The organism is Paenisporosarcina sp. NPDC076907, assembly GCF_050269735.1.
Taxonomy (GTDB): Bacteria; Bacillota; Bacilli; order Bacillales_A; family Planococcaceae; genus Paenisporosarcina.
In genome coordinates this window covers 194,859-220,956 of sequence record NZ_JBNNIX010000001.1, presented here as the reverse complement: position 1 = coordinate 220,956, position 26,098 = coordinate 194,859, and the positions used below count along the sequence as shown (strand labels likewise).

The window sequence follows — 26,098 nt, the reverse complement described above, 5'->3', positions numbered from 1 at the left end:
CTACATACGTATTATCGTCGTATCTTTTGTCAACACTAGATACTAATTTGCGATACAAGTTGTTAGCACTCTTTTTATATCGTAGCAAATGTATATTTTGGAGGAACTATATGAAAAAGTACTTTTTATTAATTGCCTTATGTCTGTCCCTGGTTGGCTGTTCTCAGTTTTCTGCTCCTGAGCTACCAATAGACAATGTCCCGGTTGCCAATGCAATGGAAATTGAAAAGGGTAAAGAACCTTTGAAACCCGTCCCAGTCAAAGCTTTCAAAATTGAAAAGCCGGTGGTGACTAAAGCTAAACTTGTAGCAATTGGCGATATACTGCTTCATCAACCCGTGTATACAGATGCAAAAACGCCTGATGGTACCTATGATTTCATTGACATGTTTGAGAAAGTAAAACCGATTATCGAAAGCGCCGATCTTGCCGTTGCCAATCAAGAAACGATGATTGGTGGCGCGGAGCTGGGTCTTTCCAGTTACCCCCTTTTCAACAGTCCTTATGAGATTGGAGATGCTTTGAAGTACGCTGGAATCGATATCGTAACCATTGCCAACAATCACACACTGGATAAAGGCGAAAAAGCCATTCTGAACGCCATTAATTATTGGGATCACATTGAGATGCCGTATACAGGTGCTTTCAAATCGGCTGAAGACCGGAACACGATTCGCACGGTTACGAAGAATGACATCACGTTTTCTTTTCTATCGTATAGTTATGGAACAAATGGCTTGCCCGTCCCTGAAGGTAAACCTTATTTAATTAATTTGATTGACCTGCCTTTAATCGAACAAGACGTGAAAGCGGCCAAAGCGATTTCGGATGTGGTGGTTGTGTCCATGCACTGGGGAAATGAATATGAAAAAACGCCAAGCGACACACAAATCAAGTTAGCCAATGAACTATCGCAAATGGGCGTGGATATCATCATTGGCCATCACCCACATGTTCTTCAACCAGTGGATTGGATTGAACGACCGGACGGGACGCGAACATTCGTCATGTATAGCTTAGGAAACTTTTTATCTGGCCAGGAAGGCTTGGAGAGAATGACAGGTGGCATTGGTGGCGTAGAAATCACGAAAGTCGTGAATTCCGAGGAAACGGTTATCCTTTTAGATCATCCTAGTTTCGTCCCGACTTATGGGTACTACAAAGACAAGCGCGACTTTGAAGTCATCCCAATGCACTTGTTGACGGACTCCTACTTACCTGGCCATCAGCTGCACTACGAAAACACACAAAAACATATGAATGCATATACAAATGACCTAACGTTTATTGAAAAATGAATACGTAAAGAAAGAGGATAGCATGTTGGCTATCCTCTTTTCAGTTTGTAGAATGTTTGAATTTAACTGCATACTAAGTGAGACTCAGAAATGCAGATGTGGTTTTGCCGTGAAGAAGTATATGCTAAAAGATACTTTTACAACGTGAACGTCGATTTTTCCTACGTGGAGCTCAATTTTTCCTACGTCAACGCCAATTATACCTACGTGAACGTCATATATTACAACCAAGAATCTAATTAAAACAATTCTCTTTTAGGTTTCACTACGGGAAAAGTGTCTTTTCATGCTGCGAAAGTATTCTTTTGTCATCAGCCTGAAAGAGGATAGCACACTGCTATCCTTATGTCTGTTTATCTTTCTTCAAAGCAATGCCAATCATCATGATTAATACCAGAATTACGTAAAGTGTAAACCACCACAGTGTCCAATATTTTGCCACAAAGTCAGTGAAATCTCTCGTATTTCGATGAATTTCATTGCTCATCACCCAAGTGATGATGCCAACTGGAAGTAAAAAAGGATGATAATTTTCGTGTTTTGATATGTGTTGTAATCCTTTCAAAACTGCAAAAAGACAGAGACAAATTTTTACCAAAATCCCAAAAATCCAAACCACTGCAATTACCACTTCAACTCGTTCAAATAGTTCGATGATGGTGATGTCCTTCATCATCGCATAGGTTGAATACGTAATTCGGGTAACCATATAGGGACCTTCTGTACCTACTGTCAGAAAAACAGTAAAGACCAGGATAAATCCTGCAGATAATATGGCCATTAGATAACTTTTCATTAACTTTTCTTTTTGTGTGACGAAGGTAAAGACTGCGCCTAACAATATGATTTCGATGAAAGGGAATCCCAGTGTATTGTAGGCACCATGTGTGATTGAAAGGAAACTTTCATTCAAAACTGGCTTTAATTGACTTATGTCAAACTTATTGGCGATTAATGCTACTGAAACGCCAAAGAGTAACAGCATCCATGGCAGTAAAAATTCGTTCACACTCGCCATATTGTTCAATCCATAATAACAAGAGTAAATAGCCAGCAAAATAATCATGATTTGATAAGTCCACTCATTGGAATCAGGAATGACATTGATGACCATGAAGTTACTTAAATTGCGCACGATGTAAGCAGCTAAATGAATGCCATAGAATACAATCAGCAAGTTAATAAACATGCCTACCCATTTCCCGGTCACATTTTCCACAATCGAGAAAATGGATAAATAGTTATATCTCTTTAATAACATCATCCAAAAGACGTTTAGCAATAACCCCATCACTACAGCTAATAACATCGAAATCCAAGCATCCCGATAAGAGGCAGCAGCTGTTATGCCGGGGGCCATTAATAGAGAGCTACCGTAAATAAAACTAATTACTAGAAGAACAAGCTGCCAGCGGCTAATGGAATGATTCATGAGTTACCACCAAAGAAAAGTTGAAATATTGGTTCATAAACGGCGCCAATCCATTCGGCAAATGGCAGCGTTTGCTTCTTCATTAAAAAAACGCTTGTGTATCCCATGGTAAACAACCAAAGAATTGATAACGTAAATTGGTATCGTCTGCTATTCTTTTTCATGGATTGAGTTCACCCTTGTTCCTACAGATTCCATTCGAATAAAGATGACTGGATCAACCTTAACGTTTGCTAATTCGTTTCCCCACTCTTTTTTGTACTTTTCCTTCCACTTTTTAGGCTCTTTTTCGTACACTAATTTCCCGAATCCAAAAACATCAAGTTTTTGTTCTTTTGCTTGTTCTACTGCTCTTTCAATATCTTCTTTTATGGCAGCTTCCACTTGCTTTTCCATATCAATTAAATTATTGGGATCGCTGACATCCATATTGCATGTAATTTCTTGCAAAACAGCAGTACCTGAAATGTTTACTTGAAACGTAACTTCCGAGTCTGTAACCAATGGTTTTACATTGGATTTAATATGTTTCACCGAGAAACCAATGTATCCATCCTCATTTTCACATTCATCCGTAATAATAATTGGTTCTTTTACCCTGTTATTAACCATCGCCCAACCGATTGCTTGATTATCATCATACCAACCCGTCAGACGGTCTTTATTAAAAAGAGCGAGCCCTGTTATTTTAAACGTCTTATTGTTTGCATTAATATTCTCTAGATTGGACATTTCTTTTCCCATCTCAGATAAATTTAACCGCTCTACTCCAAGGATGACCGGGTCCCTGTGATCCCCATACGTCCAGTTAATAACTTCTCTTTCTGTGATTCCTTCTGATATTCCCGTCGAGGCAGACGCAATTTGTATTCGATTCTTTAACGATTCAGCAGGGTTTTTGAAAATCGGCGTATACAAGGACAATATATCTTTGGCTTTTGAGTTCTTAGCCACTAACATTGCTACATTATCTCTTATTTGATTATTCCGCTCGATAAAGTCAAAAATCATGGAAATACCTGTCTCTCTTGCATATTCTTCCCCTACGACAATACATGTCACATGCGAAAACATGGCTTTACGCGGGAGGATATTATTTACTTTCTTCACCGCTTCATATAAAGTTTTCCCTCGTTCCGTGTACGTGTAAACCGTGCCTCCTGATCCTGATCCCTGAACATTGCTTTGCCCGCTAGGATTAACGACTTGTAAATGGACAACCGTCTCTTCTCCTTCTTGGTCTATGCCAATGGATGAAACAATTAAAATTTCATTCAGTTCCGACTTCCCCTTGCAACCTGCCAACATCAAACTGACAAACAATAAAAGCAATATAAACTTAATAGAACCTCTCATGATTTATGAGCCCGCTTCCGATGGAACTTCGTCTGTGTCCACCATAATGGAAACCTGAAAATACCATCCTTCAGCTTATCAGGGTGAAAGGATAGAATCGGCGTAAAAAACGGTTTCCCCATCGATGTACGGGAACAAAGATGAATTAGTAGACCCAAAAAGAAGAAAATGATGCCAAAAATGCCCGCTGTCGCGGCAAAGGTCATGTTCACGAAACGTAACAATCTCGCCGCACCACTGTGTGCATAATAAGGTGATACAAAACTTGAAATGGCAGAGAGGGCTACCACAATGACAATGGCTGGTGACACCAAGCCCGCTGCCACTGCAGACTCCCCAATAACAATTGCCCCAACGATGGATACGGCTGAACCAATCGGTCTAGGCATTCGTATGCCGGCTTCCCGTAATATCTCAAACATAATTTCCATTAATAATGCTTCAACGAAAGCCGGAAAAGGAACACCTTCACGTTGAGCAGCAAGACTAACCAACAAGCTGGTCGGAATCAGTTCATGGTGATAAGTTGTAACGGCAATGAAAATAGCCGATAGGGAAATAGAAAGAAAAAAGGCAATGATCCGGATGAAGCGTGTTAACGTAGAGATGTCAAAATGGTGATAATAATCTTCTGCAGCCTGGAAAAAGGAAATAAATGTTGTCGGTGTAATTAATGCAAATGGCGTGCCCTCCATCATAATCAATACTTTACCTTCCACAAGGGCTGCAGCGGCACTATCCGGTCTTTCCGTCGCTTGAAAAGTTGGGAAAGGTGAATAGCCTTTCTCTTGTATCAACTCTTCCAGCATGCCACTTTCAAATACTTTATTGGTATTTACATTAGCAACTCTTTTTAATACTTCTTGAAGTACGTCTTGTTCCACTTGGCTTTCCAAGTAAGCCACCAAAATCGGTGTTTTGGTAATGTTGCCAACTTGAAACGATTTAAATCGAAGAGTTGGGTCCATAAGTCTTCTTCTAATCAAAGACGTGTTGACGAGCAGTGTTTCAGTAAACCCTTCTCTAGAACCCCTAACAATGGTCTGGGCTATTGGTTCTTCCACTGCACGGGACGGCCAGGTTTCCAAGGGTACAGTAAACGCTTCATTTAGACCCTCAACAAATATAGCTACCTGTCCTTTTAATATGGACATAATGACATCTTCCACTTGTTGGTTCGAACTGATCTCTGCTGAAACGTCCAATTGATGAATGACATCAGTTGCCTTACCACTTTTCCCTTTAGTGCGCTGCCAGTTATTGATTGGTTCGATGACCGATGAGTCCAACTGTTTTTTATTAATTAATCCTTCAATATAATAGAGTACAAAAGGAACCGGCTTTTCAAGGAAATGAATCATTCTAACATCTGAACTATCCCCGAATATCGTCTGCATTTGCTGGATGTTGTTTGCCAACACTGTGGATACTTGATTCACTGTTTTTAATGTCGGAACAACAGGTGTTTCCGAATTATGGCGTTTTCTTTGAAAAAACGAAAAGGGCTTGCTCATTCCTTGAACACCTCCTTATATACACTCATGTTTTGTTATAATGGCTATTTTTATGCAAAAACTTGGAAAAAGAAAAAGAGTCTCACCTATTCTGAAGGCGAGACTCTAAAAGAAGTTTTACTATGTATGATGAATTCAGTTGGAATAGTGAAGGAATCTTGGAATGTGTTAGACTCCTAACCAAATCATGCAGTTATTATTTAAACGAACGAAACGTATCGATAAAGATTTGTGGATTGCTGTGAATGTTGAATGGAAAGACGCCTTGATTGGTATGGAGATATAGAATGCCCGCTTCTGAGGAAAAAGGTTTGTAGGAAACGTCCAGGACTTGATTGAGTGTGAACTCTGCTCTTGCTGTCTTCACAGATTCTGGGGTAATCATCAGTTCGTGATGCGTGGCGATTTTCTGCAATTTGTAATACAAGTCGATTTTTCGTTCGACTACCGTGTAAATAATCACAGCGTGTTGCTTTTCATTCATCATCCGGCGTCCCTCCTTTGCTTTTATGGTACAGGAGATAGGCTGAAAAAAGCAAAACATACAAAGGACACTCGTCCCCTGTATGTTAAGACGTTTTTGCCGCTTTCTTTCGGGTCGCCGGCTTTTTCTTTTTGGTTTTATCCAGCGAGGCTTGAAGTGCAGACATTAAATCGGTCACATTTGAAGGGGCTGCAGCTTGTTTTTCGCTTGCTGTGACTGTCTTGTTACCATTTTTCTTGTCTTCGATTAATTCCATTAATGCGGTACGGTAATCATCTGTGTATTTTTCGGGTTCGAATTTCGTTGTTAATTGCTCTACCAATAACAATGCCGTATCCAGTTCTTTCTGGACGATCACTGGTTCACTCGGAATATTTGGTACGTCTTTCGCATTTCGTACTTCATCCGGAAAATGAATTGTTTCCATTATTAATATTTCTTCGTAAACTCGGACTACTGCCAACTGTTCTTTTGAACGGATCATGATTTTGGCCACGCCAATTTTCCCCGATTCCGTCAAAGCCTTTTTCAGAAGAGAATACGCTTTTCCTCCTCCGCCATCCGGTGCCATGTAATAACTTCTTTCAAAATAAATGGGATCAATTTCTTCCAACTTCACGAAATCAATGATTTCCACTGCTTTATCATCATTTTCCTTTTTCAATTTCTCCAGTTCTTCGTCGTCCAACACGACAAATTTATTTTTCGAATACTCGTAAGCTTTGATGATGTCTTCGCTTTGCACTTCTTTTTTACAGCCTTCACATACCTTTTGATAATTGATTGGCGTGTGACACTCTTTGTGTAATTGGCGTAATTTAATATCTTTATTCTCTGTCGCAGCGTGGAGCTTGACTGGAATATTCACCAGTCCAAAGCTGATGCTTCCTTTCCAAACCGTATGCATATTCGATTCACCACCTCTATTTCTTTTTCTTACTATGCATTTTTCGCCTAAATTTATGTATCAGGTGCTGAAAAATACAAAAGCTAGGAAAAACAACCGAGAGTAGGATAAAAATTTGAAGCCGATGCTGTTAACTGCTGCAACAGACATTCCAACGGGCAAAGACTGGTTGTACGAAGTAAAATACGATGGCTTTCGTTGCCTTCTTGAATGGGTAGAAGAAACGCCAACTCTTAAAAGCCGCAACGGCAAAGTGCTCAATCCGATGTTTCCGGAAATTATGGCTTTTTGTCAGGATATTTATCAAGATATCCGCTCTTTTTTGCCGTTGATGTTAGACGGTGAATTGGTTTATTTGGTGAATAATCAACAAAGCAACTTTTCCATTGTCCAAATGAGAAGTCGCATGCGCACGCAACGCGTCCTTAACCAGCATGCACAGGAATTCCCTTGTCATTATGTTGCGTTTGATATATTAACCAGTAAAGGTGAAATTCAACACAGCTTATCTTTCTCAGCGCGCAAACAGCTTCTTCGTAAGGTGTTTAAATCCCTTAACTTGCCACAATCCGTTAACTATCAAGATCGAGCTCTCATTCAAACGGTGGAGGAAACCAAACATAGTAAGAAATTGTGGCATCAAGTAAAAATTAATAACGGGGAAGGCATTGTCGCCAAGGAAAAAATGAGCAAATGGCACAGTGATAAACGTACCGGTCACTGGATGAAAATTAAAAACTGGAGATATGTAACAGTAATCTTATCCAAATACGATCACAACAATGGATTTTTCCATGGATCCATTTACTCCAAAGGCAAGTTGATTGAAGTTGTCACGTTTCGTCATGGACTGAAAAAAGAAGAAATAACTACTTTGAAAACGTTATTCGAATCAAATGGGACTTTAATTTCTTCTAATATATGGGGACTTGAACCATCTATTTGCGTCGACATTGCCTGTATTGACTTTGATGGCAAACACTTAAGGGAACCTCGATTTGATTCATTTGTCTTTGACAAAGACCCTGCCGATTGCGATTGGAAACAAATGCAACGTCAGCTTTATCCTCTACCCGAAAATGTAAAAATCACGAATCCGGACAAGCCCGTGTGGCCATTACTAGGTTTGAACAAAGATGATTACTTGCTTTACTTGCAACATGTCTCTCCTCACATGTTGCCTTTCCTACAGGACCGCCATCTTACTGTTATCCGCTTCCCACATGGTGCGGAAGGCGAAAGCTTCTATCAGAAAAATGCGCCTGACACGATTCCCTATTTTCTTGCAACGTCAAAGGCAGATGACATCACACATATGGTGTGCAATAATCTTGAATCCCTAATGTGGCTCGGGAATCAGCTGGCACTGGAATTTCACATTCCTTTTCAGACAATTGCGACCGACAAGCCGACAGAGATTGTTTTTGATTTAGACCCACCATCAGTTCATGAGTTTCCACTCGCCATTGAAGCCGCGCAACGAATGAAAGCCATTTTTGATCAATTTGGCTTGAACTCGTTTGTGAAAACATCAGGTCGCAAAGGATTGCAAGTGTATATCCCCTTGCCTTTTAATCGATTTTCTTATAATGAAACACGGGTGTTCACCAAATTTGTTAGCGACTTCTTATGCGAACAGGAACCCCAGTGGTTTACGACAGAGCGATTGATCAAGAACCGACACAACAAATTGTACTTGGATTATGTGCAACATCATGAAGGAAAAACCATCATTGCGCCCTATTCAGCCAGAGGAACCGAACAAGGTTTGATTGCGACACCGTTAACTTGGGATGAAGTAAATGAATCCTTAAAACCTGATTTATTCTCTATTCCTGCCGTCTTGGAACGACTGAAAAACAAAGGCAACCCTTTCCGAGATTTCCGGGAGAACGCAGACGAATTGAAATTTGCGGATGTATTAAGACAATTGAAAGAACTAGTTAAAAGTAAGGCGTAACTCTACGAATTGCTTCCTTCATTTCGGTGAAACTAACCATTAAAAGTAAGGATGATATCGATGCAAATTGAAAATCCAATGGTGACAGGTGCAGGTCTGCCAAGTGATCCACAACAAGCGATTGTGGTCTATAATTGCGATTACTGCAATGGGGAAATCTTTGAAGAAGACATCTGCGTGGTATATGAAGATTTAATCTTTTGCAGTAGCGACCACCTTGGCGAGCACTTAGTAAAACATGACCTGGCCGAAGAAATTACGGCGCATACAGAAACTTCACATTGAACAAGAAGAGCACCCGATAAGCGAAGCGAAAACTTAAAACACAAAAAAGGGACAGCTGCTGTTGCAGCTGTCCTTAACTAATTAGCTTTGTTCTTGGTTTCTCCCATATTGGGGGGCTATTCGCATTTCTCCAAAAACCCCATTAACACTGGCTCATGGCATCTATGTTTATTTACTTTATGGTCTTTCAATAAGGCTATGTTACCCATACTGGATAATTATGTTAAAATAAATAATATATTGTGAAATTTTTCACTTAAACTAACGGGGCAGCATTCCTGTTTGAAGGATGTTCAGGCTCTTGAAAGAAAAAGAGCCCTCTTGTATGATGCTGAGTGTCAACGTCGAATTGACCCAACATCAAACAGGAGGACTTCTCTATGAATTTTAAATGGAATGAAAAACTTAATCAAGTGACTGAACATACACTCGTCGTAGGCATGGACATTGCAAAGCGTGTTCATTACGCTTGCTTTGTTGATGAACGAGGGCGAGTGATCGAGAAAGCCTTTGCTGTACATCAATCAAAACAAGGCTTTGAAAATTTGTATGAAAAGATTCGCCAAACGATGAAGGAAGCTAAGAAAACGGAAGTCATTGTCGGAATTGAGCCTACAGGCCACTACTGGATGAACTTAGCTAGTTTCCTTGATCAGTATGGTATTCCTCTCGTTATGGTGAATCCAATGCATGTCAGACGCTCAAAAGAATTGGACGATAATTTGCCAACTAAGAACGATAAAAAAGATGCCTTAGTCATTGCTCGCTTAATGAAAGATGGGCGTTTTAGCTATCCACGTTTATTAAAAGACGTAGAAGCAGAACTCCGAATCGGATCTACCCTCCGTTCAAAGTTAACGGAAGACTTAGCGAGTATTAAGAATCGAATCATTCGTTGGCTCGATCGTTATTTTCCGGAGTTTTCACAAGTTTACCCAGCTTTCGGAAAGATGGCACTCGCGACACTCGAAATGACTCCGTTGCCGCAGGATATTGATGGGAAAAGTGCTGAAGAGCTAGTCTTTCTTTACCGTCAGGTAAAAGGAATGAGAGCGCCGCAGCTACCTAAAGCAAAGCTTCTCATTGAAGTAGCTATAAACTCAATTGGGCTGACAGAAGGGACGCAGATGGCACGACATGAAATCGCCACGCTCCTACGCCAGTACCGATTGTTAGAAGAAGAAATTGAGACGGTAAATTGCCAATTGGCCGAAATGGCCAAAGCGACTGCGGAATACGAATTTCTCGCTTCTGTACCTGGATTGGGGGATGCAACAATCGTCGATCTGTTATCGGAAGTGGGAAGCTTTTCAATCTATGAAAATCCACGCCAACTCATCAAACTAGCGGGATTAACATTGCGTGAAAATTCATCTGGGCAACATAAGGGGCAAAAACGGATCTCCAAACGTGGTAGAAAGCGACTTAGATATATTCTATTCAAGGTAATCGTTCCACTTATTCGCCATAACGAAGCCTTCAAACAGCTTCATGAATACTACACTACTCGTCAACAGAATCCTTTACGCGGAAAGCAGTCGATGGTGGTCTTATGCGGAAAATTACTGAAAGTATTACACGGCATATGTAAAAAGAAAGTCCATTTTAATGAGCAGTATATGATGAAGGATCTTTACTGCCTCTCAGAGGCAGCGTAAACATTTCAATGATCGATTTATGACAGAAGGATGACACGGAGAAGCCAGCAACATAACTAAACTAAGACCATGAGTCCCCGGGGCAGCTTAGCAGGCCTCTGCCTTATGAATAGACCGAACGAAGGAATGTAAGCGCACTGACGCTAAGAGACATGGGAGGGTCCGTCATCATAAGTTTCGCAGAGATCCATTGTGCATCACATAATGGCTAATTAAAGCTAATGATTACCATTAGTTTTAGCGAAGCGTACTCTCCAGATGGTAATAAAAACTATATATTCAAATCTATGTTTATATCAAACGAAAAAAATATTTTTCCTCACATCACGAAGTGATGTAAACCGTTGATACATCAATGTTTATTGAGGGAGGTTAGTTTAAGAAGGAAATCCTAATGATTTGTTGAAATTAATAATAATGATTATTCGGTGCGAAGGGATTTGGAGAAATGGACTTAGATATCCTAAGAAATGCAATAGAAGGCAGTAATATAGAGGAAGCAGAAAGTATATTAGAGGAAGTAGGGACAAATAGAAATGTAAATGCAGTTCCTCTTCTCATTGAATACTTGAAAAATACGGATAACCATAGGCTAAGAAATGCAATTGAGACAACAGGATATACTCTCGGATGCCTTAGAAATGTTATTCTCACTTAAGAAAATATAATACTGTGACTACAATCTTATTGAACTAACGGATGCTTTACTTCAATAAGAAGTAAAGCTTTTTTCTATCTCAACAAGCCAGCAGTTCGATCAGTAGAATAAGTTTGAACGCTTGGAACTTATATTTAGTAATAATCGTATTTATTAGAAAAGGAGTTAATTTTATGAAAAAAGTTGGATTGATTTTAGGTGTAATTTTAGTCATTATTGCCGTGTTTGTATTTGTTAATAAATTATACTATCCTTCTCTTCCGATAGAAGGTATTTCAGCAAAAGAAGCGATCGAAAAACTGAAAGAATCGAATAGTGAAATAGTTGAAATTGCATTAGAAGGTAATTCAAGGTGGTATATCACAAGTAAAGAAAACAAAGGCCTTGCCATTGCTGAAGAAAATATAAAACAAATGGTTGAATCTAATGGATGGGAATTTAAACAGAAAGATGGCGCTGGTTTGTTCTTTGAAAAAGAAGGAGAAAGATTAATTGCCACTACACAAATGTGGACTAAAAATTATGTTCTCGTTAAAATTCCAAAAAATTTCAATTAATCTTGAGAGTTTTTTATTATTCAACGAGTGCTTTACTTGAAGATCATTGAGCTACTTAGACAGCTTTTTTTCTTATTGTACTAGCCTTACTACACCATAACCTAAAGAATTAAAAAACGAGCTGTGACTTAGTCACAGCTCGTTTTTTATATTCGCACAGACAATAATGCGGTAGAGTTGGAAACAATCATTAATAGTTCAAAAATCCTTTATTAAGGATAAAAAAATCCGAGTATTAACGTCCCAATCTTCTAGAAAATTCCCACGCAATCTCAAGTTTTGAAACAGCCTCTTGTTTTTTCAAGTTAATATATTCAGCTAATATGTGTGGATGACATACCACAGAAAAAGCAACGAACTTCCCAGCTCCACTCATCAATAAACCAGCATAAATTTCATCTATCTTGCTTTCATCTTCCCCGATACTGTGCAAAAGTCTATTCGTGTTTGGATTTCCTTTTAAAGAAGAGAGTAATCTAGTTGTTTCCTCACTACTCTTTAGCATATTGTTGATAGAAAAATCCATTGGTTTTCTTTCTTCCATTTTCATATTATTTTTTAATTTAAATAACTTATAAGTTAATAGGTCAGCATCAGGATTAAACAATTTAAATATCATATATGAAAGTCTTGAACCTACCGGCACTAAGAAAACAAAATAAATTAAAATAATCGCGAACCCGCCAATCCATCCCTCAAACAAGAAACTTGCTATTATAAGTATCCAAGTAGCAATGCCGAATATTACTTCAATTTTCCCACTTTTCAAACCATTGTTATGTAATCCGAAAAAATTTAAAAAATCAGCAAGAAAAATAGCTATTACAAAAATATACCAAGAACTATGAGTATAGAAGTCCATACATAATCCCCCCTTTTAGAAAAATTATTAATTGCACCACTTCTTTTTTAATTTCAGTATTCTATTCACTTGGCTTCTATAAACGTTGCCAACATTTCTTTATAAATAACATAGAATTAAAGTTCTAATACAATTTTGTTATTCTCGTTTCATTTAAAGGTTTCTATATATTTATGAAATATATTCTAGACTTAAGGTGATAAGTTATTTAATATTTATTATTTTGTGATGCCCAGACCTAAAGCTAATGCTACTTCAGACATTGTGTCTCCGGATTGAATTCGAATGTCTTGGGCCCGATAGTAATTATCCAAATAACTACTATGCAATTTATATGAAACTTTTTTAGTACCGTATGTTTTAGCTTGCAGTAAACATATAAATTTCAAATAAGCGTCAATTTCAACAAATAAATTTTTTAAAAACCCTTGCATGCCTTTTATTTCAAAAGCAAAATCCGAGATTTCAGAGTTTAACATTAAATTGTCAATATATTCAATAATATCATTAATACGTTGAATTAAATCTTCGGTGGAACTTATCACTTCTTGAAAGGGATATTTCTTTCCCCCAATGAGTACTGGTAAGCTGTAGCGAATATTAAATTTTAATATAACATTCTCATTATCAATGTGTTTGGTTAATATTTGGTTAATTTCTATTGAATAAAATTGAAGGTCATCAAATGAAGTTGTGTTATTCATATATTTCTTCCTCCTTTCTAGTAAAATGAACCCTAAGACGTCTCTAATTCCTAAGTGTAAATATTACCATTTCATTTTATGTTTATATACACCATTTTATATTAGTCCAATAGTATCACAAAGCACCCTTTTATTATGAAAATATTTAGTTCATCATATACATTAGTAAAACGTATCTTTTTCTGTTTTCCACTTAGTGCTTCCGGTTAATTAAAAACTTTTACCTTGCATTTATTACAGTTCGAGAAAGGACCAAGTTTCGTGTTTTTAATAGGAATATTGATTTTATGCTATTTTCTATTGGATAGCATTTGGGCAGTAGGTTTATTATTCATTATTTATATGATTACTATGTTTTGGCATACAATTATGACTTTAGAACTTAACAAAGATGCATGGATTACTACTAAAAGAACAAAGAAAAAAAGAGAAGAATTGTCCACTGGTTAATAACTCTCGCGTGTATCATGTTTTTATGTATTTATTTAGGGGGTAGGTTATTCGGAAAAATATTTGTTTTAATTAGCATAGGAATATTTATTTGGAATTATTTTAAAGAAAAAGTGCATATTGCTTTTGAACAAAGGAACATATTGAGATGTTCAAGAATCAGGCAAAGTTTTTCATTGAGAACAACATCTCAAATCCGAAAGAATATTACAATTAATAATAAGTGGTCAATCTCTTTGAACTAGCGAAGCAGGATGGTTTCTCATTTTCGATTCAAAACAATGCTTAATATAGAATACTAATTGCTTACCATTAAAATATGAATAAAAAAGGACGTGCAACTCGATGGATTTCGAAACAGTTATGCAGGAGCTAGAAGCCCTTGGCAAGGAACGAACTAAAAAAATATACATATCTAACGGTGCACACGAGCCTCTTTTTGGTACAGCTACAGGCGCTATGAAGCCTATGTCAAAGAAGATAAAAATTAATCAACCTTTGGCTGAAGAGCTTTATTCCACAGGCAACTACGATGCGATGTACTTTGCAGGAATCATTGCAGATCCACAAGCTATGACTGAAGCGGATTTTGATCGTTGGATGGATGCAGCGTATTTTTACATGCTGTCTGATTATGTCGTGGCAGTAACATTATCAGAGTCAGACATTGCCCAAGAGGTTGCTGATAAATGGATTGCAAGCGGTGAAGAGCTGAGAATGTCAGCTGGCTGGAGTTGCTACTGTTGGCTTTTAGGTAATCGTAAAGACCATGAGTTTTCCGAATCTAAGATTTCCAATATGCTTGATCTTGTTAAAAATACGATTCACGATTCTCCAGAACGAACGAAATCTGCTATGAATAATTTTCTATACACCGTGGGGATTTCCTATTTGCCTCTCCACGAAAAAGCAGTTGAGACCGCTAAGGCTGTTGGGCTAGTAGAAATCAAAAAGGCACAGAAAAAAAGCAGTTACCTAAACGCTCACGAAAGTATTCAAAAAGAAATTGATAGAGGGAAGCTCGGTTTTAAACGCAAACATGTAAGATGTTAAAAATCAGTTTTGCATCGGTGTGTTGACAAGAATTAGCACTTTCCAATGTAAGTTCCTTAGATAAGGGATTAGTTTAATCAGAAGGAAGAACATTACGTACTAAAAAATAAAACGAGATAATACCGTCGCTAAATGCGATGCTATTATCTCGTTGTAAGCTGCTATTTACATCAAGAGAACCCGAAGGCTAAGCTGATGCTCCAGGAGATATTAAACTTCTACATCCATCCCTACTCCTGCTTCTTTTGCTTTGGCATAGACGCCTTTTGCAACAGCAAGATCGAAATAAGCAGTGCCTACGGATTTAAAGAATGTGATTTCTTCTTGTACTTCTCTTCCCGTCTCTGTTCCAACAACAAGTTCCCCCAGTTGTGCATGGACTTCTTCGAATGACCAGTTGCCGCTAGCTGCCGCGTGCATCAATTCCCCAGCTTCCTCTTTTACGCCCGCCAAATCGTCCACTACAATTTTATCTGCACTTAACACAGTAGTTCCGTCCACTTCACTCATATGGGGCAAGTATGACCCTACCCCATTAATATGAGTTCCTGGTTGAATATCACATCCCCTGAAGACAGGTTCGTTGGAGCGTGTCGCACAGCAAATAATATCCGCTTGCTTCACCGCATTGGAAACGTCGCTTGCAATTTCAAACGGCATATCGACGCCAAAAGAACGTAGCTTTTCACCAAATGTCTGCGCTTTTTCAGGTGTCCGATTAACTAGAATGATTTTGTTAATATTGCGAACCGCAAGTACTCCCAGCACTTGTTCAAAAGCCATGGCACCCGTGCCAATCACTGTAAGAATGCGACTGTCTTTCTTAGACAAGAAGTCCGTTGCAATTGCACTAAGTGCGCCCGTACGTAATCGTGTTAAATACGATGCATTCATCATTGCAATATGCTCGCCGTTAGTTGCATCTGAAAGCAATACAACACCTTGTGTGGTTGGCTTTCCTTGTGCAGGATTTCCAGGGAAAATCGTCACTACTTTGACCGCTGATACATTACCCGCCGAATCTGCACTTGGCATATATAATGCGGAGGCTTCCTGTTCAGGAAATTCCAGGACAGTTCGATGTGGATTGTTAATTTTCCCAGCCGCTTTCGCTTTTAATACCGCTGAAATATCTTCAATGGCATCCGCCATTTTATATAATTGTTGAATCTGCTGTTCGTTGATGATTAACATGGTCTTCCTCCTTACAAAAACGTTACTGCTCAAAATTTAGCCGACTAGGAAGAAAAAAAGAGTCGCTTACGCGCGACTCTCTTTTCCTACAACGATTCGTTTTGATTGTTGTCGACTGCGATCTTTCACTGCCCAAATCGATACAAGTGAAATAAGTGCCGTGAACACAATATAAAGTGCAACGGGTACATACGAATTATCAAAACGCGCCAATAATGCCGTCGCTACAAGTGGAGCTGTACCACCCGCTATTGCTGCACCAATTTGATAACCTAATGAAATGCCCGTATAGCGTACTTTTGCATCAAAGATTTCAGAGAACATTGTGCCAAGAACCGCCGTAATCGGAGCCCAAATGATGCCAAGTCCGATAACTGTTGCGATGATTAACAATGCAACGGACCCTTGTTGAATCATCCAGAAGTACGGGAATGCAAAAAGTGCCATCCCGACAGCACCAGCAACGTATAACTTTTTGCGTCCTACTTTATCCGATAAGTTCCCCATGATTGGGATTAAAATCGTTGTTACAACAGTAGCAATCATAACGGCCGTTAAAGTTGATGTTCGTGTAAATCCTAAATTTGTCGTTGCGTATGATACAACGAACGTACTGAAAATATAGAAAGGTGCCGTTTCCACCACTTTTGCTCCGATGGCAATCAACACTTCACGCCAGTGATATTTCAGTGTGTCGACAATCGGTAATTTAGGAATATCGCCAGACTCCTGCACTTTTTTGAACTCAGGTGTTTCATCAATGCCTTTACGAATCCATAAACCGAAGATAACTAATAAAGCGCTTAAAATAAATGGTACACGCCAGCCCCATGTCATAAATGACTCTTCAGGAAGCAAAGTCATTACCCATAAAGCGACCGTTCCCATCAACATCCCGATGGTTACACCCATTTGTGGAATACTGCCGAATAATCCGCGTTTTTCAGGTGGTGCGTATTCTACCGCAAGTAAAAGTGCCCCTCCCCATTCCCCGCCGATTCCTAAACCTTGGACTAAGCGAAGTGTAATCAATAGAATTGGAGCCCAAACGCCAATTGCTTGGTACGTTGGCAATAATCCCATCCCAAACGTTGCAACCCCCATTAAACTTAACGTTAAGACAAGCGTTTTCTTACGGCCAATACGGTCACCGATGTGGCTGAAAATCACACCGCCAAATGGACGGATGAAAAAGGCTAAAGCAAATGATGCATAGGCTAATAAGAGTCCGACTGTCGGATCCTCATTTACAAAGAATAGTTGGTTAAATACAAGTGCAGCAACTGTTCCGTATAAGAAATAGTCAAACCACTCGATTGAACTCCCTACTAAACTCGCAATCAAGACGCGACGGGTTTGTTTTTTGTCCATCATAAATCCCCCTTGTGAAATAAAATTGAAGTGACACTTTAATTTCTCTTGTGATTCATTTTAGACAGTACTAAATTTTCTGTCAATACTTTGTCGCAATTAAATATCATTGCTGTCCCCATTTTGAGTGATGTATGATGAAAGTAAGAGATTATGATGAAGCGAGGAATTCTGATGCCGCAAGGATCTATAGGCGATACATTAAAAAGTCTTCGCAAAGAACGGAAATTGACGTTAAAAGCTTTGGCTGAACAAACCGGAGTGTCCATCAGTTTTTTATCGCAGGTTGAACGTGGAAAATCGAGTGTTACGCTTGAATCGCTAAAGAAAATTGCGGATGCACTCAGTGTGAATCCGAGTGTGTTTTTTGCAGAAGAACATACCCAGGAAGATTTGGCTATCCGCAAAGAGCGGTTTTATTATAAGGACTTGTCCCATGGCGTTCGAGATGCCAGCTTCTCTCCTATTTTGGTCACCCTTCAACCGGGAGAAAATGAAGGAAATGCATTCTCACACGGTGGACATGAATTTCTGTTTATTGTGGAAGGCGTATTAACAGTTGAAATGGATGGCAATCGGGTAGAACTCAATGAACAAGAATCCATTCTATTCGACGCGCGCAAAACACATTATTGGTTTAACCATACCGCAAAAGATGTACGATTTTTGGTCGTTTCATCTAAAAATTAAGCAAACCTCTTCAGAATCTTGAAGAGGTTTTTTATTTGGCTTTGGAATACAATCGCAAACTTGATGTTTGATTCGAGTAGGTTGTTGTTATACTAGAAAAGGATATATCAAGGAGGATTTTAATAGTGACTTTTAGTTTTAAGAACAAATTAATATGCTTGATTGTTGGAAGTGCCCTTATTTTTTCTGGTTGTGGCACAACAAGCATTGATAATGAGAAGTATGAACCCGTTGTAAAAGAGACGACAAACAAAGAAGTTGTCACGAAAGAAGTCGAGGAAGATTCGAATGAAGATACAAATTCTTCTGGTGAAACGACTACCGTAAAGCCAGCAGCATCTAAGCCCGCTCCGAAAATCATAACCGCACCTCAACAAGGTACGACGGATCAAATACCAGTAACCCTGGTGTCGACAACAGACGGTGATACCATTCGCGTTATGTATAATGGCGTTGATGAACCCGTACGTTACTTGTTGATCGATACACCAGAGACGAATCATCCCCGTTTAGGAAAGCAACCTTTCGGGCCAGAAGCGAAGGAACGCAATCGGGCTCTCGTGAATAGTGGGAAATTAACACTTGAATTTGATATTGGGGAAAAACGTGATAAATATGGACGGCTATTGGCTTACGTTTATGTAGACGGCAAAAGTGTCCAGGAAATATTGATTCGCGAAGGGCTGGCACGCGTTGCGTATGCGTATCCACCAAACATACGTCATCTAACACTTTACGAAGAAGCGCAAAAAGAGGCACAGTCGAAGAGAGCTGGTTTCTGGGCAGTAGAAGACTATGCCACAGATTCTGGGTTTGATAGCTCTTCGACAACACCGAGCGGTTCAACAGGTGGCGGAGAATCTTCAAGTACAACAGGAGAAACATCCAATTCGACAGGAACGACCGAGTGGTTCGAAAATTGTACGCACCTTCGTACCAAGTATCCGAACGGAGTGCCAAGCAACCACCCGGCCTACCAATCGAAAATGGACCGTGATAAAGATCAATTTGCGTGCGAGCGATAGGTTGAACATGTGCTGGATGAGGAAATTCGATAGAATTTAACGATTTGTGCAACCTGGAATGCGATTCTGTCTACCTGGACTTGCATTCTGTCAACCTGCATCGCAATTCTGTCTACCTGGACCATCATTCTGTCTACCTAGAACTAATATTCACCTAGAGAATCTAAATAGGACCTTTCCAATAATTCGGAAAGGTCCTTTTGCTTTTCATTTACAAGAAACCTACGAAAATACCTGCCAGGATGACAGAAACAATCGTCACGGTAATGAAGCCAGCGACTAACATTGGTGGCAACATGTGACTTGTTAACACTTCCCGTTCTTTTTCATCCGGTGTTAACGAATTGATGACCTCATTGGTGATGATATAGTCCGCTGGGAACCCGTATAGTGCGGTTAAAGATACGGCAAACGCCATTTCTTTGCTGACTTTCAGTACCTTGCCCATGATGAATGAGAACACGTACATTCCTGCTACACCAATCGCAATACAACCAATCAACGGGTAGATTAATTCGAGCATCATATCTGGTGTGGCATTTTTTAAGCCATCCAAAATGAACAGCATTAGCCCTAAAATGGCGAACCCGAACCCGTTCGCTTTTTTCAATGGGTGTTTTTCCAAAAATCCAACACTTGTCGCAATTACACCAAAGAGTAAACAGAGGACGAATGGACTTATGGTCACAACTGGTGCAAGCCATGTTGAAACTTGATACGCTAAAAATCCGACAAAAGCCAGACGGAAAAATTTAAAGAAATCCGTGTTGTATTTTTCAGGCATCCAGTTAAATAACTTCAATTCACTTGAATGTGTTTTACCCCGCTCTTCCGCTTCTTGCTTCAAATCAATTTCGCCATTACGGAATTGTTGGAGTAAACGTTTTCCTTCTTTTTTCAACATCACAGACGTCAACGGATATCCAGCAAACCCTTGCATCACGTAGATCACAATGGCAAAAACAGCTAGACTCGGAAGTCCGGCATCCGCTGCGCCTTCAGACATGATAAGTGCGGACACAAGCCCGCCAACTAGTGGAGGAATGGCGACTATAATCGTTTCACTGCCAAATAAGAAAGTACCGATTGCAAATAAGGCTGCGATGATTCCTAGAATTCCTGCCAGTGCGATTAAAATGGTTTTCCATTGATTCATCAATTCCTGCAATGACAGTAAAGTACCCATATTAGTAATTAACAAGTAGATTAACATCACTGCTACGACCGATGGAATTCCTGAGATTTCCACGATATTTGCGGGGAAAAATGTCCAATAACCGATTAAGAAAAGAACGGCACTGATAAAGATTGAAGGAACCCACGCTTTTGTTCGAATCGCTACTACATCTCCTATAAAGAGAATGAAAACTAAAATACTTAAAGCTAACATCTGTGACATAAAATCCCCAACTCCCCGTCCACTAATCTCTTTCGCTTCGTTTGTCGAAGTAATGTGTACTACAGTAACATGATTCGACACGATAAATATATAGAATTAATAGAATTTAATGAATATTTAACATTTTAAAGCGAATAACATGCATGTAATCGGATAAATGATGCACGAGCGATTGAATATTGTCATGATGTATGTTGCGTTTTATGGGAATTAATGGACAAAGATACCAATTAGCACTCTTAAAATATGACGAAACCCCAAATATCTTTTATGCTACATATATCAGGAAAACATGACATATTAGAGGTGCCCTACATGAAAAAACTTTTACTTGGAGCGGCAACATTTGCTACAGCTTCCACTCTCTTTTTGCAGCATTATCCAGCTTTCGGGAAAGCACCGAATGCCAAGAGAAAATTAGTATTTAACGCATCCCCTAACTTTGAGAAGAATAAATTTAAGAATTTTTCAGATACGACCATGTCTAATGATTTACAAACATTAGGCTCCATCATTAGAGATTATGCTAAAAAAATTCCTGATTCAATGCCCACCCGTTCGCTTCCGACAGAACAGTTTCAATGGAATAACCTTCAAGATTCACAAACAAGCGTGACATGGTTCGGACATTCAACCGTGATACTGAATCTTCATGGGAAAACGGTATTCATCGATCCGATGTTGGGACGGTCACCATCCCCTTTTCCCCAAATCGGAATGAAACGGTATAGTGAAAATTTGCCTTTTGATATTAAAGAAATTCCAACTATCGATATCGTCCTTTACTCACATGATCATTATGATCATTTGGATTATGAATCCGTAAATTTGCTGAAACACAAAGTCGGTCAATTTATTGTGCCTCTTGGTGTCGGGAGTCGCCTGGAAGGTTGGGGTGTTGCACCTGAGAGAATTAAAGAACTCGATTGGTGGGACACTTTTGACCATTTAGATATTCAATTTATCAGTACTCCTGCCCGCCATTTCTCAGGCCGCAGTCTGTTGGATCACAATTCTACTTTATGGAGTTCTTGGGTCATTAAAAGTGGAGAATCGAATATTTTCTATAGTGGGGATAGTGGCTACGATACGCATTTTAAAGAAATCGGAGAGAAGTATGGTCCTTTTGATTTCACCATGATGGAGTGTGGACAGTATGACAATCGTTGGAAAAACATTCACATGAAACCAGAAGAAACAGTACAGGCCCATCACGATTTAAAAGGCAAATTGATGATGCCTATCCATTGGTCCGCTTTTACACTTGCCTTTCACGCATGGACCGATCCGATTGAACGTGTCACAAAAGCTACAAAAGAACATGACGTTGCTCTTACGACGCCTAAAATTGGACAGTCTGTATTCATTGGTTCTGAAGATTATCCTGTTGAGGAATGGTGGAAGTTGGTTTGATTTACACCTGTTACTGGCAATTAACCGATGTACGTTTTGGCAGTATGTTTATTAATCTTTATGAAACATTACTGAATGGGAAAACGAATAAATACTAATATTTATTCGTTTTTTTGATTGCATGATTATTGAACTAACGGTAGGTTAGGGTTAGTTGAAGAGGATTATGTAATGGGAAGGATTTTGCTCTAAATTTAACGAATAAAACCCCTTTGCTTCTTTTAGCTTGGATGTCAAATCAATGTAATATTATAAGTTAATGGTGGACTATAATAGTACTAATGAAGCAGGTTAATAAAAAATGTAGGGAGAGTACCCAATGATTTTAGGTAATCCCATAGCAAGAGGAAATACTGCAAAAATTTATCTTTCCGATAACAAAATAGTAAAATTTTTTAACGATCTTCTGCCAGATACGGAATCCATGAATGAAGCAAATAAACAAAAATATGCCTATTCATGTGGCCTTCCTGTACCTAAGGTTTTAGAAGTTACCAAGATAAACGGAGAACAAGCAATCATAATGGAATATGTTAAGGGAGAAACATTAGGAGATTTAATGTTGAAAGATAAAGAACAAGCAAAATATTACATGAATATTTCAGTCGATATGCAACTTGAAATTCATAGCATTATTCCAGATGCAATCGAACCAATGTATGATAAATTATACCGTCAAATCGAGACTGTAAATAAATTAGATAAAAGACAACAATCTTACTTGTTAAAGAAATTGGATTCATTTACATACGAGAATAGGCTATGTCATGGTGACTTTCATTTATTTAATCTGATTATGACAGATAACCAAGTGGTAGTTTTAGATTGGGTTGATTCGAGTGCAGGAGATATTCGTGCTGATATATATCGGACCTATCTTTTATATTCCCAATATTCGTCTGAATTAGCTGATATGTACTTGCGACTTTATTGTGAAAAGAGTGGCCTATTAATGTCTGAAGTTTTTCAATGGGCACCTATTATTGCTGGGGCAAGATTATCTGAAAGAGTCTCATCGGAGAATTCAGAACGTCTTATGGAGATTATAAATCACTACTGTCCATTATAGTATGACAACACTATGTGCGTAATTTCACTTAAACTAAACGAATGCTTTAATTTATCACAATAAGGGACTAAAATAAAAAATCAGAATTATGCATCTTTATGCATTTAATGCATATTTACATTCATAAAGATAATAACTACATTTTGCAATTGCCAAATACAATTTATTCTCCACTTTTATCAGCAGTCTCTTTTCACAATTATCGATAACTATTCAAATGGCATAAAAAACCCTTTTTCATCGCCTAATCTTATCTAATAAGATCACAGCTTTGAAAAAGGGTTTTATTTTACGCTAATGTATTTTTGCAGTAGGCAAGAATTTCTGCCTCTTCGTCATCTTCTAGTGCAAAATCCAAAACTTCATTCGAAGCTTTATCGGTAAAATGGTATTGCACGATGCGATGTGTATCCTCTTCTACAGCCAGAATAACACGCAATTCCAATCCGCCTTCTGTATATAACTCATCTTCTTCATCAACTTCAACGGCAAGCAGAAACTCAAAACGATCTCCAACAATAATGCCCGTAGGGTCGTTCATTTTTTCAACCATGTGATTTGTAATTTCCATGTGGCATTCTCCTTTGTCAGTTCTTTGAACTCCCCTCATTGTATACTGACCTGTAGCCACTAAACAACTCTATCGATTTTCTTTCCTATTCCTCCCACACATTAAACACCATTCCGAATGGGTCGCGGACATAACAATCTCGTCCTTTTCCTTCCCAGCGAACAATTTCACAACCGTTTTCCACTAAGTGTTGCTTTGCTTCATTCAAATCTTTTACAACGAATTCCATGATTGGACCCAGGTTTTCGTTTCCTTGCATTAGAAATATGGAGTTGTGATTCGTTTGGAATTCCACTTCCTCGACTTCACTTTTTTCAGGCTCTTTTAAACCTAAAACATTTTCGTAAAAGTGTTTTGCTTTTTCCAGGTCATTCACTTGGAACCCAATGTTCTTCGACATTCTGTAATTCATCCTAGCGCCTCCAGTTTATTTACCACCGATTAGTTGTTGAATCACTTCATTCGTTAAGTTTGGCACGATGTTCAGCGAAAAGCTCTTTTCCATTCGTTCGTATTGTTTGTGTGCGTCATATCCATAAGGTCCGATGTTAATGACTGGCACGTTTATGGCCCGAACGGCTTCGTAATCCACAAAATGTTTCGTTCCCCATCCTGGGTTATTCGCTGAAACTGCCGAAATTCCTGCAGCATCATCACTCAATGCCACAAAACTCATGTCTGAAATATACGGGAAGAAGTTTTTTGTCACGATTGGATGCGGATACTCAGGTTGTACAGTTTCGACCGCCACTTCCAATGCATCAAGCAAATTCTGTTCTTTGTCATTTTTACCTGTCACTTCGATTCGAGGTGAATAAAGGGATGAGTAGAACATGATGATGGCCGGATTTTTATCGGGCATCCATTTCCATGCTTCTTCGACGACACGGGCTGCGAACATGCGGGTATCCAGTTCCGGTTGCTGTAATAATTGTTCGTTGAACGCATTCATATGTGTGTCGTAGGCTTCGCCGTGCTCTTTTTGTAATAAGGAATGCATCTCCTCATATGTCATCACACGTGGTTCCCAGGGTATGTCATTCATCGGTTCCCCACTTACTTTACTGAAAGCCACATAGTTTTCTTTGAACTCCGATAATGCGGTCGTGAATGCCGTTTCCGCTTCTACTTTCAAGCGATCGAGCACTTCTTTCGGCGACCACGAGTGAATGAAGAAATTGAAGTACACATACGCAGAGAGTGCTGTTTGCACCGTGTATGTAGCCTTCAAATCCATCTGTTTCAATGAAACCGGAGGTACGGTTATCTCCCCGAAAGCTTCATTGCACAGTGCTGGATTATAACTGATTTGTCTCGTTAAATGCGCAGCGATGAAATTAGGATCAATTCCTTCAAAACAAGAGCCTACATGCGTTTCCGAGCCTGTAATGAAGAACGATGGCAATAACTTTCCGACCGTTCCTTTGTAAATGTAACGATTCGGATCCCCTTTGTAGCGCGGTGATACAAAGTCCGCATTGATTGCTGCTACATAATCAAATCCATGTACCTCACGTAGACGTTTCAATTCGCTTAAAGCAGAGATAATACCATGTGAACCGTCTTCCTCATCACATTCAAAGACCACCATTAAATTCCCTTCAAGTTCTTCAGGGTGTTCCGAATAATATTTCAACAAATAAAGATGGCTTGCCACGCCTGATTTCATGTCCAGCATGCCTCTTCCAAACTCAAACTCTCCCGATTCGAGATGGCTTCGTACTTCTTCTGTTAAGTCTTCCTTATGCAGCGCTTCCGCCAAAGCATCTGGGTCGAGTGCGAGTTCCTTTAAATTGAAATCATCAATGCCGACTGTATCGATATGGCCCATCAACAGAACAGTTTTATTCGAAGGATTCTTTGTCCCTTTCACAAAGGCAATGACATTGTAGCGCTCCTGGTCATCGTTTTCCGTCTGCTGGTAGATGACATGATCCACTTGCTGCTGAAAATAGGGGTAAGACGAAATTAATGTATGTAACGCTTGGGATAGAACCTTCTCCCCGCCTTCATTCACAATACTTTCTATTCGAACCAACTGTTTCGTCAACGCCAATACTTCTTCACGACAATCAAACATATGGGACACTCCTTTACATTAAATACTTAGATACCCGTAATATACCATATTCAGTCGACATGATGAACGAGGTTTGATTACAATGAAAGTAGTTAGGGGTGACCGAGA

The 26,098-nt window shown here is 39.1% G+C and carries 24 protein-coding genes; 11 read left to right on the top strand and 13 right to left on the bottom strand.

Annotated features, from left to right (window positions below; genetic code table 11):
* The first annotated feature begins 110 nt into the window (after positions 1–110).
* Positions 111–1,298 (top strand): CapA family protein, encoded by a 1,188-nt coding sequence (locus ACQKEV_RS01125; protein WP_427442553.1) that lies wholly within the window; start codon positions 111–113, stop codon positions 1,296–1,298.
* 343 nt (positions 1,299–1,641) lie between these two features.
* Here the strand turns inward: ACQKEV_RS01125 and ACQKEV_RS01120 are convergent, their stop codons facing one another.
* From ACQKEV_RS01120 to ACQKEV_RS01100, 5 genes are all read right to left on the bottom strand, one after another.
* Positions 1,642–2,730 carry a GerAB/ArcD/ProY family transporter gene (locus tag ACQKEV_RS01120; protein ID WP_427442551.1) on the bottom strand — a complete coding sequence of 363 codons (1,089 nt, stop codon included), beginning with the start codon at positions 2,728–2,730 and terminating at the stop codon, positions 1,642–1,644.
* Between the two features lie 150 nt (positions 2,731–2,880).
* On the bottom strand, positions 2,881–4,086 hold the full coding sequence (locus tag ACQKEV_RS01115; protein ID WP_427442549.1) for a Ger(x)C family spore germination protein: 1,206 nt from the start codon (positions 4,084–4,086) through the stop codon (positions 2,881–2,883).
* The gene (locus ACQKEV_RS01110; protein WP_427442548.1) at positions 4,083–5,600 is read right to left on the bottom strand and encodes a spore germination protein; all 1,518 of its coding nucleotides are present in this window, start codon (positions 5,598–5,600) and stop codon (positions 4,083–4,085) included. The genes ACQKEV_RS01115 and ACQKEV_RS01110 overlap by 4 nt, the downstream gene beginning before the upstream one ends.
* Positions 5,601–5,796: 196 nt before the next feature.
* Entirely contained in the window at positions 5,797–6,087 is a 291-nt protein-coding gene (locus tag ACQKEV_RS01105; RefSeq protein ID WP_427442546.1) for a hypothetical protein, read from the bottom strand.
* Positions 6,088–6,169: 82 nt separating this feature from the next.
* A complete protein-coding gene (locus ACQKEV_RS01100) occupies positions 6,170–6,991 on the bottom strand; it encodes a Ku protein (protein WP_427442544.1) in 822 nt (273 codons plus the stop codon).
* A 115-nt stretch (positions 6,992–7,106) separates the two neighbouring features.
* Between ACQKEV_RS01100 and ACQKEV_RS01095 the strand changes: the two genes are divergently transcribed.
* The 5 genes from ACQKEV_RS01095 to ACQKEV_RS01075 all read left to right on the top strand — a co-directional run bounded on the left by ACQKEV_RS01095 (position 7,107) and on the right by ACQKEV_RS01075 (position 12,109).
* Positions 7,107–8,951 (top strand): DNA ligase D, encoded by a 1,845-nt coding sequence (locus ACQKEV_RS01095; protein ID WP_427442542.1) that lies wholly within the window; start codon positions 7,107–7,109, stop codon positions 8,949–8,951.
* Between the two features lie 60 nt (positions 8,952–9,011).
* A complete protein-coding gene (locus ACQKEV_RS01090) occupies positions 9,012–9,236 on the top strand; it encodes a hypothetical protein (RefSeq protein WP_269927422.1) in 225 nt (74 codons plus the stop codon).
* A 380-nt stretch (positions 9,237–9,616) separates the two neighbouring features.
* Positions 9,617–10,894: an IS110 family transposase gene (locus ACQKEV_RS01085; RefSeq protein WP_427442538.1), complete on the top strand. Its 1,278-nt coding sequence runs from the start codon at positions 9,617–9,619 to the stop codon at positions 10,892–10,894.
* Positions 10,895–11,342: 448 nt separating this feature from the next.
* On the top strand, positions 11,343–11,552 hold the full coding sequence (locus tag ACQKEV_RS01080) for a hypothetical protein (RefSeq protein WP_427442536.1): 210 nt from the start codon (positions 11,343–11,345) through the stop codon (positions 11,550–11,552).
* Between the two features lie 173 nt (positions 11,553–11,725).
* Positions 11,726–12,109: a hypothetical protein gene (locus ACQKEV_RS01075; RefSeq protein ID WP_427442534.1), complete on the top strand. Its 384-nt coding sequence runs from the start codon at positions 11,726–11,728 to the stop codon at positions 12,107–12,109.
* 235 nt (positions 12,110–12,344) lie between these two features.
* On the opposite strand, the gene ACQKEV_RS01070 is transcribed toward ACQKEV_RS01075, so the two are convergent.
* Together ACQKEV_RS01070 and ACQKEV_RS01065 are read right to left on the bottom strand one after the other, a co-directional pair.
* Positions 12,345–12,971, bottom strand: a complete 627-nt coding sequence (locus tag ACQKEV_RS01070) for a hypothetical protein (protein WP_427442533.1) — start codon at positions 12,969–12,971, stop codon at positions 12,345–12,347.
* A 218-nt stretch (positions 12,972–13,189) separates the two neighbouring features.
* Entirely contained in the window at positions 13,190–13,675 is a 486-nt protein-coding gene (locus ACQKEV_RS01065) for a hypothetical protein (protein ID WP_427442531.1), read from the bottom strand.
* 795 nt (positions 13,676–14,470) lie between these two features.
* On the opposite strand from ACQKEV_RS01065, the gene ACQKEV_RS01060 reads away from it, so the two are divergent.
* The gene (locus ACQKEV_RS01060) at positions 14,471–15,178 is read left to right on the top strand and encodes a DNA alkylation repair protein (RefSeq protein ID WP_427442529.1); all 708 of its coding nucleotides are present in this window, start codon (positions 14,471–14,473) and stop codon (positions 15,176–15,178) included.
* Between the two features lie 210 nt (positions 15,179–15,388).
* Here ACQKEV_RS01060 and ACQKEV_RS01055 read toward each other — a convergent pair whose 3' ends face one another.
* Both ACQKEV_RS01055 and ACQKEV_RS01050 read right to left on the bottom strand, forming a co-directional pair.
* A complete protein-coding gene (locus ACQKEV_RS01055; RefSeq protein WP_427442527.1) occupies positions 15,389–16,372 on the bottom strand; it encodes an ornithine cyclodeaminase family protein in 984 nt (327 codons plus the stop codon).
* 66 nt (positions 16,373–16,438) lie between these two features.
* Positions 16,439–17,743, bottom strand: coding sequence for an MFS transporter (locus ACQKEV_RS01050; RefSeq protein WP_427442525.1), 1,305 nt, complete (start codon positions 17,741–17,743; stop codon positions 16,439–16,441).
* Between the two features lie 174 nt (positions 17,744–17,917).
* On the opposite strand from ACQKEV_RS01050, the gene ACQKEV_RS01045 reads away from it, so the two are divergent.
* Both ACQKEV_RS01045 and ACQKEV_RS01040 read left to right on the top strand, forming a co-directional pair.
* Entirely contained in the window at positions 17,918–18,433 is a 516-nt protein-coding gene (locus tag ACQKEV_RS01045; protein WP_427444786.1) for a helix-turn-helix domain-containing protein, read from the top strand.
* A gap of 125 nt (positions 18,434–18,558) precedes the next feature.
* On the top strand, positions 18,559–19,458 hold the full coding sequence (locus tag ACQKEV_RS01040; protein ID WP_427442523.1) for a thermonuclease family protein: 900 nt from the start codon (positions 18,559–18,561) through the stop codon (positions 19,456–19,458).
* A 211-nt stretch (positions 19,459–19,669) separates the two neighbouring features.
* Here ACQKEV_RS01040 and ACQKEV_RS01035 read toward each other — a convergent pair whose 3' ends face one another.
* Positions 19,670–20,857 carry a hypothetical protein gene (locus ACQKEV_RS01035; protein WP_427444784.1) on the bottom strand — a complete coding sequence of 396 codons (1,188 nt, stop codon included), beginning with the start codon at positions 20,855–20,857 and terminating at the stop codon, positions 19,670–19,672.
* A 315-nt stretch (positions 20,858–21,172) separates the two neighbouring features.
* On the opposite strand from ACQKEV_RS01035, the gene ACQKEV_RS01030 reads away from it, so the two are divergent.
* Together ACQKEV_RS01030 and ACQKEV_RS01025 are read left to right on the top strand one after the other, a co-directional pair.
* On the top strand, positions 21,173–22,270 hold the full coding sequence (locus ACQKEV_RS01030; RefSeq protein WP_427442521.1) for an MBL fold metallo-hydrolase: 1,098 nt from the start codon (positions 21,173–21,175) through the stop codon (positions 22,268–22,270).
* Positions 22,271–22,589: 319 nt separating this feature from the next.
* Positions 22,590–23,339: an aminoglycoside phosphotransferase family protein gene (locus ACQKEV_RS01025; protein WP_427442519.1), complete on the top strand. Its 750-nt coding sequence runs from the start codon at positions 22,590–22,592 to the stop codon at positions 23,337–23,339.
* Positions 23,340–23,628: 289 nt separating this feature from the next.
* On the opposite strand, the gene ACQKEV_RS01020 is transcribed toward ACQKEV_RS01025, so the two are convergent.
* The 3 genes from ACQKEV_RS01020 to ACQKEV_RS01010 form a co-directional block, all read right to left on the bottom strand.
* Positions 23,629–23,910: a DUF6509 family protein gene (locus ACQKEV_RS01020; RefSeq protein ID WP_427442517.1), complete on the bottom strand. Its 282-nt coding sequence runs from the start codon at positions 23,908–23,910 to the stop codon at positions 23,629–23,631.
* A gap of 85 nt (positions 23,911–23,995) precedes the next feature.
* Complete coding sequence (locus tag ACQKEV_RS01015) at positions 23,996–24,322, bottom strand: VOC family protein (RefSeq protein WP_427442516.1); 327 nt, start codon at positions 24,320–24,322, stop codon at positions 23,996–23,998.
* 15 nt (positions 24,323–24,337) lie between these two features.
* Positions 24,338–25,990: a M20/M25/M40 family metallo-hydrolase gene (locus ACQKEV_RS01010; RefSeq protein WP_427442514.1), complete on the bottom strand. Its 1,653-nt coding sequence runs from the start codon at positions 25,988–25,990 to the stop codon at positions 24,338–24,340.
* Positions 25,991–26,098: the final 108 nt, after the last annotated feature.